The sequence below is a fragment of the Paraburkholderia sp. 35.1 genome (assembly GCF_050436525.1).
Lineage (GTDB): Bacteria > Pseudomonadota > Gammaproteobacteria > Burkholderiales > Burkholderiaceae > Paraburkholderia > Paraburkholderia tuberum.
Genome location: NZ_JBNDMJ010000002.1, coordinates 1,084,395 through 1,097,347 on the forward strand (window position 1 = coordinate 1,084,395; position 12,953 = coordinate 1,097,347).

Consider the following 12,953-nt stretch of genomic DNA (forward strand, 5'->3'; position numbering starts at 1 on the left):
CCCGGCCCAGATTGTCGCGACGCAGCGCAATTCAGGCGCGCTCCGCACTGCGCGGCGCGAAGCCGCGCAACGTCACCGCCGCTGGCGTTTCGTCCAGCGACGCCGAGCGCGGCCGATTGGCGGCCGCACCATCCGCGTGAGCCAGCAAGCCCACCGGGAAGCCACGCCGCTGCCATGCATCGAGCCCGCCGCGCAGTGCGCGAATCCGCGTGTAGCCATTGCTGCGCATATGTTGCGAGACTTCGAGCGCGGTCGCGCTGTCCGGGCAGATGCAATAGATGACCATGTCGTGCGTGCGCAGCGCGCCGTCGATCTGCTCAGGCGAATGCGGATCGAGCGCGCGCGCGTCGGGAATCTGGCGTCGCAGATCGAGCAGCGGAGCGCCGGGCCGCGCATCGAACACGCGGGACGGCGCCATGCGGCGCAGGCGGCCGGAGCGCCGCCAGCGCGACGGCATGCTCGACGCGGCGGCACTTGCCGATGAAGCCTGCGTCGGCGCGGCCAGCATCGGCGCGGCTTGGGCCGACGTGGCTCGCGTGAACCGGCGCCGTTCGTAATATCGCAGATACAGCCGGTAGAGCAGATAGACGAGCGCCACCGCAAGAAGAATGTCGGCGATCGTGCCGCCGCGCTGCTCGACGAACGCGCGCAGCATATGCACCTCGCGTTCCACGGCCGCGCCGCCGAGCAGCCAGAACGTCGCCCACGCGATCACGCTCGCCAGATCCCATAGTGCGTAGATGCGGATGTCGACGGCGGTCGTACCCATCAGCGGCGGCGTAATCAGGCCGAGGCCGGGCACGAACTTCGAAATCGACACGAGCGGCACGCCATAGCGTTCGAATAGCGCGCGCGCGGTTTCCAGCCTCGTATCGACGGCGGGCGACAAGCGGCCGAGCCACGCGAGCAGTTTGCGTCCATACAGACGGCCCGCCGCGAACCAGGTGCCGTCGCCGATCAATGCGCCGAGCACCGCCGCGCCGAGGGTCGGCCAGAACGCCAGGGTGCCCGCAGCGATCGCCGAGCCCGCGAACAGCAGCATCGGCACGGCCGGAATCGGTACGCCGAGGCGCGTCAGCAGGACGTTGACGAACACGATAGCGCTGCCCCAGGTTGAAACCGCCGACAACGGAAACTCGACCAATTGAGGCGCTCCTGTTGCTGCTGTTGGGCTGGCATGCGCGGACGGCCGGTGTCGACCATCGGCCTCAATCGTCAATACGCAACTAACTGTCAACCCCGCGTGCCCACCGCAAGGTGGCCGGCGCGCTCGAAGAGAGTGCGCGCGGGCGCGCACGCTGGATTCGCAGGGGCGGGGGCTGCATCGTCAACGAACCACGAGTGGCCCCCGGGTCCACCTCATCAGGCATTCGGCACTGCCACCACGCCCGGATTCCCGACGATCGCCAGAAACTCCCGCCGTGTCGACGGATCGGTGCGGAACGTGCCGAGCATGCGCGACGTGACCATCGTGACGCCCGCCTTGTGCACGCCACGCGTCGACATGCACTGATGCGCGGCTTCGAGAATCACGCCCACGCCGGCCGGCTGCAGCACCTCGTCCAGCGTATCGGCGATCTGCACCGTCATCTTTTCCTGGATCTGCAGCCGTTTCGCGAACGCATCGACGAGGCGCGCGAGCTTCGAAATGCCGACCACGCGATGGTTCGGCAGATACGCGACGTGCGCGCGTCCGATGATCGGCACCATATGGTGCTCGCAATAGCTTTCGAAGCGGATGTCCTTCAGCACGATCATTTCGTCGTAGCCGTCCACTTCGGAGAAGGTACGCGCGAGGATGTCGCGCGGATCGACCTGGTAGCCGACGAAAAACTCGTCGTAAGCGCGCGTCACGCGTGCCGGCGTGTCGATCAGGCCTTCGCGCTGCGGATCGTCGCCGGCCCAGCGCAGCAGCACGCGCACGGCTGCCTCAGCTTCTTCGCGGCTCGGGCGTTCGGCGGCCGCTACGGGTTTGGTCTTCTTTGCCTTGCTGCTGGTCATGCGTCGTCCTCCTGGATCGCGCGTCGACGCTGCGCGGCGCGCGGGGTCAGTAACTGAGGTCATTGTTCCATGTTTTGCGCCGAAGGTGCCGATGCCCGTTTCGCGGCCGGGGCAGTCGCGGGCGTGCTGCGCACGGCTACTTCGGCCATTCGTCCATCGCATCGTTGAACAGCTCGGCGACCACGCCGCGCAGCCAACTGCCGCGCGGATCGTTATGAAACTTGCGATGCCAGTGCTGCCGCAGGTCGAAGCGCGGCAGCGGCAGCGGCGGCTCGACGAGCATGATCGACGCATGCTCCGACACGTACGCGAAGCCGATCGCGTGCGGCACGGTCGCGAGCAGGTCGGTGCGCGCGAGGATGAAAGGCAGGCTCATGAAGTGCGGCGTTTCGAGCACCGCGCGTCGCTTGATGCGCTTCTTTTCGAGGTACTGCTCGAGCACTTCCTGGCTGCGTCCCTCGGCGCGCACGACCGCATGCCCGGACGCCACGTATTGCTCGAGCGTGAGCGGCCCCTTCGACAGCGGATGTCCGCTGCGCATCAGGCAGATGAAGCGATGCGTGAAGAGCCGCTGCTGAAAGAAGTTGTTGCCCGCCAGGTCCGGAAAATAGCCGACGGCGAGGTCGACATCGCCCGATTCGAGCCCGCGTTCCACTTGCGACGGCGACAGCGTGACCGAGCGCAGTTTCGCGGACGGCGCGCGCTCGGCGAACAGCTGCAAAAGACGCGGCAGAAACACGATTTCGCCGACGTCGGACAGCGCGATCGAAAACGTGTGCGTGCTCGTCGCCGGATCGAAATCCTGCACGTCGAGCATGCCTTTCTCGATGCGCAGCAACGCGTCGCGCGCGGCGGGCAGGATCGCGAGCGCGCGCGGTGTCGGCTCCATGCCTTTCGATGTGCGCACGAACAGCGGATCGTCGAAGTATTCGCGCAGGCGGCCAAGCGCGGTGCTCACGCGCGGCTGGCTCACGCCGAGCTGCTCGGCGGCGCGGCTCACGTTGCGCGTGTCTTCCATCGCGACCAGATAGGGGATCAGGTTCAGATCCAGATGTGTCTCGGACATGCTTGTTATGGCTCGCGGGGCGGGCAGGGCAAGGGAATGCGTATGCCCTATCGCTATAGAGCCTAGTTGAAAAATCGCCCATAAGCATAGTGGGATTTTGCGCGGCCGGCATTTTCGCGCGCAGGGCGAGCGCTGGACGAGGGCATCCCGGACCTTCGCCGCCGCGCGTGGCGACCTATGATGAAGGGGGTTTCCCTGCCTTGACAACCCGCCCACAGGACAACCATAATCGCCGAAGCGTTCGCTAAACGAATCACTGTTCACGCAACGAACAATTCAGCGGCGAAGCAATCGAAGGCGCCAGCCCGCTCTCCCCCTCGCGAGCCGTCGCCAGCATGCCCGGAGACTGTTTCCGCGCGAGCCTTGCCGGTTACGGCTGTCAGCCCAGCGGCACGTAGCGCCCCCAAAGGAAATTCGACATGATCAACAAGATTTTCGAGACACTTCAATCGGCGGTCGCCGATATCCACGACGGCGCGACCGTCATGATCGGCGGCTTCGGCACGGCCGGCATGCCGTCCGAGTTGATCGACGCGCTGATCGAGCAGGGCGCGCGCAACCTCACCATCGTCAACAACAACGCAGGTAATGGCGATATCGGCCTCGCGGCGCTGCTGAAGGCCAAGCGCGTGCGCAAGATCATCTGCTCGTTCCCGCGCCAGACCGACTCGTATGTGTTCGACGCGCTCTATCGCGCCGGCGAAATCGAACTCGAACTCGTGCCGCAAGGCAACCTCGCCGAGCGCATCCGCGCCGCGGGGGCGGGCATCGGCGGCTTCTTCACGCCGACCGCGTACGGCACCAAGCTCGCCGAAGGCAAGGAAACCCGTCTGATCGACGGCCGTCACTACGTTCTCGAAGCGCCGCTGCACGCGGACTTCGCGCTGATCAAGGCGTACAAGGGCGATCGCTGGGGCAACCTGATCTATCGCAAGACCGCGCGTAACTTCGGACCGATCATGGCGAGCGCAGCGAAGACCGCGATCGTGCAGGTGTCGGAAGTGGTGCCGCTCGGCGGCCTCGATCCGGAAGAAATCGTCACGCCCGGCATTTTCGTGCAACGCGTGATCGCGGTGCCGCAAGCGGCGCATGCCCCCACGCCCAATCCTCACGACGCTGCTGCCTGACCCGGAGACCGACATGAAGAAACTGACTCGCGATGAAATGGCCAAGCGCGTTGCCCAGGACATCCCTGAAGGCGCTTACGTGAACCTCGGCATCGGCGTACCGACACTGGTGGCGAACCACCTCGCCGCTGACAAGGAAATCTTCCTGCACAGCGAAAACGGTCTGCTCGGCATGGGCCCGGCACCGGCGAAGGGTCAGGAAGACGACGAACTGATCAACGCCGGCAAGCAGCACGTCACGCTGCTGACGGGCGGCGCCTACTTCCATCACGCGGATTCGTTCGCGATGATGCGGGGCGGCCATCTGGACTTCTGCGTGCTCGGCGCATTCCAGGTGTCGGCGAAGGGCGACCTCGCGAACTGGCACACCGGCGCACCCGATGCGATTCCGGCGGTCGGCGGCGCGATGGACCTCGCGATCGGCGCGAAGCAGGTCTACGTGATGATGGAGCATCTGACCAAGCAGGGCGAGAGCAAGATCGCCGCCGAGTGCTCGTACCCGGTCACCGGTATCGGTTGCGTGACCCGTATCTATACGGACCTCGCAATGATCGACGTCACGAAGGAAGGCCTCGTCGTGCGCGAGATTTTCACGGACATCGGCTTCGACGAACTGCTGAAGCTGACCGGTGTGCCGATGACCGACGGCACGCAGGCCGCGCGCGCGGCCTGATGGTTGGCTGAGGCGTCGCGGCGGCGGTCTGCTTTGCGGCCGCGTCGATGGCGTCTCGTCTGAAAGCGGCATTGCGCGAACGGGCCAGCGTTGACGGGGCGAATTCCTCGTCAGCGCTGGCCTGGCAACTTCAGCGACGGGTTGTCCACGTTTGGCGCACAATACGCAGCACATACTGCGGCATACGCACGGCACGAGCGCTTGCTCCGCCACGGCGTCTGCTTCGAACCGCCGCGCGCCGTGCCGCTTCTTCGCTTCCGATTCCCTCAAACATCGTCGTCACCATGCTCGACTCCAGCGCCCGTCTGACTGGCCTTCTTTGCGGCACACAGCCGATGAACGACATCTGGGCGCCGCGTGCCACGCTGCAGCGGATGCTCGACGTCGAAGCCGCGCTCGCGCGTGCCTCTGCCGCGCACAAAGTCATTCCCGAATCCGCCGTCCCCGCGATCGAAGCGGCCTGCCAGGCCGACCAGCTCGACGCCGACGCGCTCGCACGCGACGCCGCGCTCGGCGGCAACCTCGCGATTCCGCTCGTCAAGCAACTGACTGCACGCGTCAAAGCCGCCGATGCCGAAGCTGGCAAATACGTGCATTGGGGCGCGACGAGCCAGGACATCATCGACACCGCGACGGTACTGCAACTGCGCGACACTTTCGACCTGCTCGACAGCGGCCTGCAAGCCACCTGCGACGCGGTCGCGAAACTCGCGGCCACCCATCGCGCGACACCGATGATCGGCCGCACGTGGCTGCAACAGGCGCTGCCGATCACGCTGGGTCTGAAGTTCGCGCAATGGCTCGACGCGCTGTTGCGTCATCGCGAGCGGCTCGGCGCGTTGCGCGAACGTGTGCTGGTGCTGCAATTCGGCGGCGCGGCCGGCACCCTCGCGAGTCTGCGCGAGGCGGCGCCGCAGGTCACGCAGTCGCTCGCCAAGGAACTCGGCCTCGCGGTACCGACCTTGCCGTGGCACACGCAGCGCGATCGCATCGCCGAGACGGCGTCGCTGTTCGGCATGCTGATCGGCACGCTCGGCAAGATCGCGCGCGACGTGTCGCTGCAGATGCAAACCGAAATCGACGAACTCGCCGAACCGGCCGCGGCCGGCAAGGGCGGATCGTCGACGATGCCGCACAAACGCAACCCGGTCGGTTGCGCGGCGGTACTGACGGCCGCGACGCGCGCGCCCGGCCTCGTGGCGACCGTGTTCGCCGGCATGGTGCAGGAGCACGAACGCGCGCTTGGCGGCTGGCAGGCCGAATGGGACGCGCTGCCGGATCTCGCGCGCCTCGCGGGCGGCGCGCTCGCGAACATCAAACAGATCGCTGCGGGTCTGAACGTCAACGAAGCGCGCCTCGCCGCGAATCTCGACGTCACGCACGGCCTGATCCTCGGCGAAGCGGTGATGCTCGCGCTCGGCGATTCCATCGGCCGGCTCGACGCGCATCATCTGGTCGAGCGCGCGTCGAAGGCGGCGATCCGCGACGGCAAGACGCTGTATGACGTGCTCGCCGCCGACGCGGCCGTCACCGAACATCTTTCGCTCGAGCGCCTGAAGCAGCTGCTCGATCCCGCTCAATACGTCGGCCAGGCGCACGCATATGTCGACGCCGCGCTGGCGCTTCACACCACGCGCGCGCAGCGCGCCCATTCCAAGGAGTAACCGGCATGCCCTACGCCGCAGTCAACGGCACCGAGCTTCACTATCGTATCGACGGCGATCGTCACGGCCACGCGCCGTGGCTCGTGCTGTCGAATTCGCTCGGCTGCGATATGTCCATGTGGACGCCGCAGGTCGCGGCGTTGTCGAAGCATTTCCGCGTGCTGCGCTACGACACGCGCGGCCACGGTCATTCGGAAGCGCCGAAGGGTCCGTACACGATCGAGCAGCTGAGCGGCGACGTGCTCGGCCTGATGGATACGCTGAAGATCGCGCGCGCGAATTTCTGCGGCATATCGATGGGCGGCCTGACCGGCGTCGCACTCGCCGCGCGTCACGGCGACCGCTTCGAGCGCGTCGTGCTGTGCAACACGGCCGCGCGCATCGGCTCGCCGGAAGTGTGGGTGCCGCGTGCCGCGAAGGCGCGCAGCGAAGGCATGTTTGCGCTCGCCGACGCGGTGCTGCCGCGCTGGTTCACGGCAGACTTCATCGAGCGCGAGCCGGTCGTGCTGGCGATGATCCGCGACGTGTTCGTGCATACCGACAAGGAAGGCTACGCATCGAACTGCGACGCGATCGACGCGGCCGACCTGCGGCCCGAAACGCCGGGTATCAAGCTGCCGACGCTCGTGATCAGCGGCACGCACGACCTCGCCGCCACGGCCGCGCAAGGCCGCGAACTTGCGCAGTCGATTCCGGGCGCGCGCTACGTCGAACTCAATGCCTCGCATATCTCCAACATCGAAAAGGCCGGTGAGTTCACGAAGACCGTGCTCGACTTCCTGACGGAGGCAAAATGAACGACGAAGACCGTTACGAAGCCGGTATGGAGGTGCGTCGCGCGGTGCTGGGCAACGCGCACGTCGACCGTTCGCTCGCGAACCGCACCGAGTTGACCGAGGAGTTCCAGAACCTGATCACGCGTTACGCATGGGGCGAGATCTGGACGCGTGAAGGTCTGCCGCGTCATACGCGTAGCCTGCTGACGATCGCGATGATGGTGGCGTTGAATCGCAGCGAAGAACTCGCGCTGCACCTGCGTGCCGCCAAAAACAACGGCGTGACGCGCGAGCAGATCAAGGAAGTGCTGCTGCAGACCGCGATTTACTGCGGCGTGCCGGCGGCCAACTCCGCATTCCATCTGGCCGACAAGCTGTTTCGCGAGGATGATGCGGCGGCCCCGGCGGCGAAGTCGTAAAGACTGAGCACACGTAACTGGCCCTGCGCATCGCGCAGGATCAGATCGAAGGTGAGGGCAGGCGTGCTCACGACGGACTCCGCAGCTTACGCAGGAAACGCTGCACGGCCACCCGCACGATCTGCTGCACCCGACGGTGGGTCGCCTTCGACACCGCGCGCAGTTCATCGAGCAGTTCCTGCGGCAAGTACTGGCGGTAGGACGGGTTGCGGTAGCGGCCGGCCATTTCAGTTCGTCCATTCCGACCGGCCGCGACAGGTCAGGATTGTCTTGCGTTCAATGCAGGCCAGCGGGCCAGGGCAATGAACCACAGCAGAATGACGTTCACCACCGGAATGAAGGCAAGCAGCGACCAGGCGCCCGCATATCCCGCCTTCTTCAGGATCAGCCATAGCGGGATAATCTCCGCGATGACGACAACAAGAACAAACACCAGCCAGTGCCATATGGAAAGAGCGCCCACGCATACCTCCATTTTTTAAAGTTGACGGGCAGAGCTGAGTATAACGACGCACGGCTGACTCCTTTTTCAATATTTCCGGCTGCCATCGATGCCGCACAGCCGCTGCGCTTTACGCGCGTAGTCCTGCAACGCGGTCAGTTTCCGTATGGTCGCATCCCCGTCGCTGGTGATACCGGGAAGATCGTCAGCAGCCGCCGCGTCAAGTCCGGCTGTACCGGCTCCATCAGCTCCAACCATCCGTTCGCATCCGACCGTGCGGGAGGCGGCCAGACACTTCCGCGCCACGCAGCAGGCCGTACTCGACGCGTGCGAAGACTGGGAGGGCGATGGTTACATGCGGCTCGCAACGGGCTTTCGCGCCGGAAGCGGTATCGGATCGATTGCCCGCCTTGGCGACTATCTCGTGGAAGCCTACAGACAGACCCGAACCAGACGTACAGGCCGCGCGGGCAAGGGGTGTAATGACTGAAACAGAGCGAGGCAGGAGCCTTATGACGCGCCGCTCGCAGGCAAAAAAAGACCCGCGCGATGCGGGTCCGGGTCTGAACTGGCGCGGTTCACTCGATATGCCTGTACCGAGTGTCCCCGCCGCCACGCTGCAACTGTTTCGAAACGATAAGAAACTGCTCGTCACTAATCGTACACTCCAGTTCGCCTATCTCGTACACAGCAATCAGCTTGATCTTATTTCCGTTTCGCTCCTCAAAGGTAATCTGATAGACCCCGCGCCACATTGGTTCGCCATCCTCATATTTACCGATCTTCTCGGACGCCAGTCGCACGGCCCTTGTTTTCGTAGCATCGAAATCCAGGGAGAGGATGTCAGTTTTTCTTAGCGCCATCTGGGCCACATAGGCCGGAAACCGGTCGCCGCATGGCGGGTATGGTCCGGGTTCCGCCAGGCATAGCGCGGGAAGGGATAGCAGCAGGACCGCAAAAGCGTGTTTCATGGATTCAAAGGACCTCACTCTATCTGCTTGAACATTCTGTCAGCCTCGACTCTTGACAGCAAATGCTTCGAAACGACAAAAACCTCTACGGCACTCATTGAGCATTCAAATTCGCCAGCGTCGTTCACAGCAATCACCTTAACCTTGTTTCCGTTTTTTTCGTGAAAGGTGATGTGATAGACCTCACGCCACAACTGTTCGCCATCCTCATCTTTTCCTATTTTCTCGGACGCCAGTTGCACGGCTTGGGTTTTCGTATAGTCGATATTGCCAAGCATGCCAGCCTTTTTTAGTCTCGCCTCGGCTATGTTGGTCGGCCACCTGTCGCATTGGGGTTCTGGTTTAGATTCCGCGAGGCATAACGCAGGAAGGGATAGCAGCAGGACTACAAGAGTGCGTTTCATGGATGTTCCACCCTAAGCATTCTGTCGCCACTGTTCCAGATTTTCTTGCGGTATGGCAAGTGCAGAACGATACATCCATTTGATGCGTTGCCGCGGTCAGTCTTGCTGTCGCCGTGGATCATGAAGCCGTCGCGCCCGCCCAAACTCGTTCCCGCAACAGGGTTGAGCCGCATCGAGAACGGTCCAGTTTTAGGGTGCGGAAACGGTGCCGTAATTTCATACAGACCGACGGGGATCGGTCCCAGGTCGCGGACATACTGGCTACCGTGTTTATTTTTGTGTACGCCCTTGCCTGCATATCCGTCATCGGTAATGAATTTGTCATCGTGATACAGCTCGCCGCTCGCATGTTTGTAAATCCACACCATCGTCTTTTCCTCATTGGTTGTACGAACCAACGATTACACCAGATCATCTGGCCGCACACAATTTTTAAGATATACGTCAGTTTGATCTGCATCCGCGTATCGAGCCGACAGAGGCAAGTGCAATTGATCGCGAAAGATCACGGCGAATATGAGTATGGGGCCGATTCGTGGGGAAAACAGAACCACGCCGCAACGATTGCCGGCGCAACACAATGTAAAGAATGCGAATCAAAGCAACAAAAAAGAACGCGAAGATGCAGTCGCAACGAACGTTCAAAACGCAAATGTGCAAAAGCCGGACGTTACGAAGGTCGGCGAAGTGAAGCCTCAAGCCACGAAAACCGCAGCAAACGAAAGCCGCAAAACGAAAACGCCTGTTACCGTTGTGAAGGAATGCGCGCCGTTCAGGATTGGTATCGAAGGAATCCGCACGGCATTCATTCGCGAATTCGGCGGGCGCCGATATTTTTTATGCGGTAGTCGTCGCTACGACGCTCACCGGCACCTGCACGCACACCGCGCGCAACACCGTCTCCTTGATCACCTCGCGCCAATGCGCGAGCGCCGCCTCGTCCATCAGCGGCTCGCCGAGAAACGCGCCGAGCGTGTACTGATTGGCGTTATAGAAATAGCCGAGCGACGCGATCATCAGATACACGTCGCGCGCCGCGATATCGGCGCGAAACACGTCCTGCGCGCGGCCCGCCTCCAATAGCCTCTGCACGACCGAAATCGCGTAGCCCGAAATCTCCTTGAGCTTCTGCGATTTTTTCGCATGCTTGCCCTGGTGCAGATTTTCGCTCGACAGCAGCGTCACGAACTCCGGGTGATCGAGGTAGTACTGCCAGACGAACTCGACCATCTGTTCGAGGCCATGCACCGGATCGCGCAGATCGAGATCGAGTTTGCTTTCCGCTTCGTTGAACTGCGTGTAGATCGTCTCCAGCACTTCGATGAACAACTGCTCCTTGCTGCCGAAGTAGTAATAGATCATCCGGTCGTGCGAACGTGCGGCCTTCGAAATACTTTCGATGCGGCCGCTCGCATAACCCTGCTTCGCGAACACCCTGATGGCCGCCTTCAGGATCTTGGCGCGCGTGTCCTGCGCCTGTTTCGCGCGGATACCGATGGCGCCCGGCTTGCGGGCGGCGGTGGGGCTCATGACGGTCTCGGATCTCGTTGTCAGCGTAGGTTTGAATGGCGGGCGCGCAGACTCGGCACGCCGATGCCGCATTGCACCATGATCCCGCGTGACGGAAAACACGTTGCACAGTCGATTTTGATCGAGTAGATTTCAATCGAGTTTGGTGTAGAAGATACTACATGAACGGTGAGTGACCGCAACATGAAAATGGGCGGCCCACGCGGAAATGCCCTGAAACCGGGACGATTCGCGCACCACGCAGCACCGCCAGTCATGTCGCGCCTGTGATGTCGTAGGGAACCCCACGATGACGGAACATACGAAGGTCGATTTCGGTGCAGAGAGTGTCGATCGCGATACCGCGTCGACGCCGGGCCCAACCGTGCTCGCAAAGTCGGCGCCGCGCAGCGAGCGCATGGCCGCGAACAAGATCGAATGCAATGCGTGTCCGGTGCTGTGCCAGATATCGGAAGGGCGCACCGGCGCGTGCGACCGTTATGCGAATGCGGATGGGCGGTTGATACGCGTCGATCCGGTGGTGTTTCTGTCGCGTGCGGATGATGCCGACGCCGACCAGGCAAATGCGACGATCGAATTCGGCGCACCCCCCGCCGCCGACCAAAGCACCGTCGAACCGGCCCTCTTCGTCACCGGCGTCGGTGCCTCCTCGACCTATCCCGACTACAAGCCCGCGCCGTTCATCGTCGCGTCGAAGCTCGACGACGTCGACATGGTCACCGTCGTCACCGAAGGCATCTTCAGCTATTGCAGCTTCAAGGTGAAGATCGACACCGACCGCTTTCTCGGCCCCGAACAGGCCAACGTGCGCTGCGACGGCGAGATCGTCGGTCACGTGAGCACGGCCGAATACGGCTCGCAGATGCTGAGCCTCGGCGGCGTCCATCATCTGACCGGCGGCAGCAAGAAAGAAGGCCGCGTGACCTGCGACATGATGCTCGCGCTCGGCAACAAGGAGGCGGTCGAGCTTGGTATCGACGGCGGCGCGAGTCTCGTGATTCGCGCCGGCGTCGCGCCGATCGTCGACGGTGTCGAGGAGCAGCGCATGCGCGTCGGCTGCGGCTCCGCGACGATCGGTATCTTCGCGAAGCAATGGTTCGGCCACGTCGATGAGGTGGTGGTCGTCGACGATCACATTACGGGCGTGCTGACCGAGCACCAGGCGGGCCGCTGCCTCGGCATGACGCGCTCGGGACTCAAGATACGCGGCCGCAAATCGACGCCTGGCCGCTATTTCCAGGTTGCCAATCCGGGCACCGGTTGGGGGGGCACCGACATTCAGGACCCGCTCGCGATCGTCGAAGGATTCGATCCGTCGGTCGCGAAGCCGGGCATGCGCGTGCTGATGGTCTCGACGACCGGCGAACACGCGCAATGGTACGAACTCGACGCACAGCTCGTGCCGCGCATCGCGCCGATGCCCGACGCGGTGCGCCGCACGGTCGAGCGGATCGGCGAGAACTGCGAGCCGTCGCTCGCGACGGTGCTGTTTCTCGGCGGCGCGGGCGGCAGTCTGCGCGCCGGCGCGACCGAGAATCCGGTGCTGCTCACGCGCGCGATCAAGCGCAAGCTCGTCAACGTCACGTGCGGCGGCGCGCCGGCTTATGTGTGGCCGGGCGGCGGCATCACCGTGATGGTCGACGTGACGCGCATGCCGGACCGCTCGTTCGGCACGGTGCCGACACCGGCGCTCGTCGCGCCGATCGAATTCACGATGACGTACGACACGTACCGCGATCTCGGCGGCCACGTCGAGGCGGTGCGCTCGTTGCAGAGCGTGCTCGCGAGCGGGCCGACGCATACGGAAGGCGCGCCGCTCGCGCGGCGGACGCTGGCTCGCGATCCGGACAATCCGTGGCCGCCTGCAATGCCCGGTTAAG

Annotated in this window: 15 protein-coding genes; 6 read left to right on the top strand and 9 right to left on the bottom strand. The window is 63.6% G+C overall.

Annotation, left to right across the window (positions count from 1 at the left end; translation table 11 throughout):
- Positions 1–31: 31 nt before the first annotated feature.
- From OKW27_RS10905 to OKW27_RS10915, 3 genes are all read right to left on the bottom strand, one after another.
- Positions 32–1,144 (bottom strand): VTT domain-containing protein, encoded by a 1,113-nt coding sequence (locus OKW27_RS10905; protein ID WP_429333468.1) that lies wholly within the window; start codon positions 1,142–1,144, stop codon positions 32–34.
- Positions 1,145–1,362: 218 nt separating this feature from the next.
- Positions 1,363–2,001 carry a GTP cyclohydrolase I FolE gene (gene folE, locus OKW27_RS10910; RefSeq protein WP_429333469.1) on the bottom strand — a complete coding sequence of 213 codons (639 nt, stop codon included), beginning with the start codon at positions 1,999–2,001 and terminating at the stop codon, positions 1,363–1,365.
- 136 nt (positions 2,002–2,137) lie between these two features.
- The gene (locus OKW27_RS10915; RefSeq protein ID WP_090807267.1) at positions 2,138–3,067 is read right to left on the bottom strand and encodes a LysR family transcriptional regulator; all 930 of its coding nucleotides are present in this window, start codon (positions 3,065–3,067) and stop codon (positions 2,138–2,140) included.
- Between the two features lie 419 nt (positions 3,068–3,486).
- Here OKW27_RS10915 and OKW27_RS10920 point away from each other — a divergent pair, with 419 nt between their 5' ends.
- From OKW27_RS10920 to pcaC, 5 genes are all read left to right on the top strand, one after another.
- Entirely contained in the window at positions 3,487–4,194 is a 708-nt protein-coding gene (locus tag OKW27_RS10920) for a 3-oxoacid CoA-transferase subunit A (RefSeq protein ID WP_429333470.1), read from the top strand.
- Between the two features lie 13 nt (positions 4,195–4,207).
- A complete protein-coding gene (locus OKW27_RS10925) occupies positions 4,208–4,867 on the top strand; it encodes a 3-oxoacid CoA-transferase subunit B (RefSeq protein WP_429333471.1) in 660 nt (219 codons plus the stop codon).
- Positions 4,868–5,151: 284 nt separating this feature from the next.
- Positions 5,152–6,531, top strand: a complete 1,380-nt coding sequence (locus tag OKW27_RS10930) for a 3-carboxy-cis,cis-muconate cycloisomerase (RefSeq protein WP_429333472.1) — start codon at positions 5,152–5,154, stop codon at positions 6,529–6,531.
- A 5-nt stretch (positions 6,532–6,536) separates the two neighbouring features.
- Entirely contained in the window at positions 6,537–7,328 is a 792-nt protein-coding gene (gene pcaD / locus OKW27_RS10935; RefSeq protein WP_090807263.1) for a 3-oxoadipate enol-lactonase, read from the top strand.
- The gene (gene pcaC, locus OKW27_RS10940) at positions 7,325–7,726 is read left to right on the top strand and encodes a 4-carboxymuconolactone decarboxylase (protein ID WP_090807261.1); all 402 of its coding nucleotides are present in this window, start codon (positions 7,325–7,327) and stop codon (positions 7,724–7,726) included. The genes pcaD and pcaC overlap by 4 nt, the downstream gene beginning before the upstream one ends.
- 67 nt (positions 7,727–7,793) lie before the next feature.
- Here the strand turns inward: pcaC and OKW27_RS10945 are convergent, their stop codons facing one another.
- From OKW27_RS10945 to OKW27_RS10970, 6 genes are all read right to left on the bottom strand, one after another.
- Positions 7,794–7,952, bottom strand: coding sequence for a hypothetical protein (locus OKW27_RS10945; protein WP_429333473.1), 159 nt, complete (start codon positions 7,950–7,952; stop codon positions 7,794–7,796).
- Positions 7,953–7,985: 33 nt separating this feature from the next.
- Entirely contained in the window at positions 7,986–8,189 is a 204-nt protein-coding gene (locus OKW27_RS10950) for a hypothetical protein (protein WP_008922557.1), read from the bottom strand.
- Positions 8,190–8,746: 557 nt separating this feature from the next.
- Positions 8,747–9,139, bottom strand: a complete 393-nt coding sequence (locus OKW27_RS10955) for a hypothetical protein (RefSeq protein ID WP_184063218.1) — start codon at positions 9,137–9,139, stop codon at positions 8,747–8,749.
- Between the two features lie 14 nt (positions 9,140–9,153).
- Complete coding sequence (locus OKW27_RS10960) at positions 9,154–9,543, bottom strand: hypothetical protein (RefSeq protein ID WP_429333474.1); 390 nt, start codon at positions 9,541–9,543, stop codon at positions 9,154–9,156.
- A complete protein-coding gene (locus tag OKW27_RS10965; RefSeq protein WP_429333475.1) occupies positions 9,540–9,911 on the bottom strand; it encodes a tlde1 domain-containing protein in 372 nt (123 codons plus the stop codon). The genes OKW27_RS10960 and OKW27_RS10965 overlap by 4 nt, the downstream gene beginning before the upstream one ends.
- Before the next feature lie 469 nt (positions 9,912–10,380).
- Complete coding sequence (locus tag OKW27_RS10970) at positions 10,381–11,073, bottom strand: TetR family transcriptional regulator (protein ID WP_429333476.1); 693 nt, start codon at positions 11,071–11,073, stop codon at positions 10,381–10,383.
- A 289-nt stretch (positions 11,074–11,362) separates the two neighbouring features.
- On the opposite strand from OKW27_RS10970, the gene OKW27_RS10975 reads away from it, so the two are divergent.
- Positions 11,363–12,952: a 6-hydroxynicotinate reductase gene (locus tag OKW27_RS10975; protein ID WP_429333477.1), complete on the top strand. Its 1,590-nt coding sequence runs from the start codon at positions 11,363–11,365 to the stop codon at positions 12,950–12,952.
- The last annotated feature ends 1 nt before the right edge of the window (position 12,953 follow it).

Excerpts from the sequence above, each read along its gene's own strand:
- folE (WP_429333469.1), bottom strand. The coding sequence starts at position 2,001 with ATGACCAGCAGCAAGGCAAAGAAGACCAAACCCGTAGCGGCCGCCGAA.
- OKW27_RS10915 (WP_090807267.1), bottom strand. The coding sequence starts at position 3,067 with ATGTCCGAGACACATCTGGATCTGAACCTGATCCCCTATCTGGTCGCG.
- OKW27_RS10920 (WP_429333470.1), top strand. The coding sequence starts at position 3,487 with ATGATCAACAAGATTTTCGAGACACTTCAATCGGCGGTCGCCGATATC.
- OKW27_RS10925 (WP_429333471.1), top strand. The coding sequence starts at position 4,208 with ATGAAGAAACTGACTCGCGATGAAATGGCCAAGCGCGTTGCCCAGGAC.
- OKW27_RS10930 (WP_429333472.1), top strand. The coding sequence starts at position 5,152 with ATGCTCGACTCCAGCGCCCGTCTGACTGGCCTTCTTTGCGGCACACAG.
- pcaD (WP_090807263.1), top strand. The coding sequence starts at position 6,537 with ATGCCCTACGCCGCAGTCAACGGCACCGAGCTTCACTATCGTATCGAC.
- pcaC (WP_090807261.1), top strand. The coding sequence starts at position 7,325 with ATGAACGACGAAGACCGTTACGAAGCCGGTATGGAGGTGCGTCGCGCG.
- OKW27_RS10945 (WP_429333473.1), bottom strand. The coding sequence starts at position 7,952 with ATGGCCGGCCGCTACCGCAACCCGTCCTACCGCCAGTACTTGCCGCAG.
- OKW27_RS10955 (WP_184063218.1), bottom strand. The coding sequence starts at position 9,139 with ATGAAACACGCTTTTGCGGTCCTGCTGCTATCCCTTCCCGCGCTATGC.
- OKW27_RS10960 (WP_429333474.1), bottom strand. The coding sequence starts at position 9,543 with ATGAAACGCACTCTTGTAGTCCTGCTGCTATCCCTTCCTGCGTTATGC.
- OKW27_RS10965 (WP_429333475.1), bottom strand. The coding sequence starts at position 9,911 with ATGGTGTGGATTTACAAACATGCGAGCGGCGAGCTGTATCACGATGAC.
- OKW27_RS10970 (WP_429333476.1), bottom strand. The coding sequence starts at position 11,073 with ATGAGCCCCACCGCCGCCCGCAAGCCGGGCGCCATCGGTATCCGCGCG.
- OKW27_RS10975 (WP_429333477.1), top strand. The coding sequence starts at position 11,363 with ATGACGGAACATACGAAGGTCGATTTCGGTGCAGAGAGTGTCGATCGC.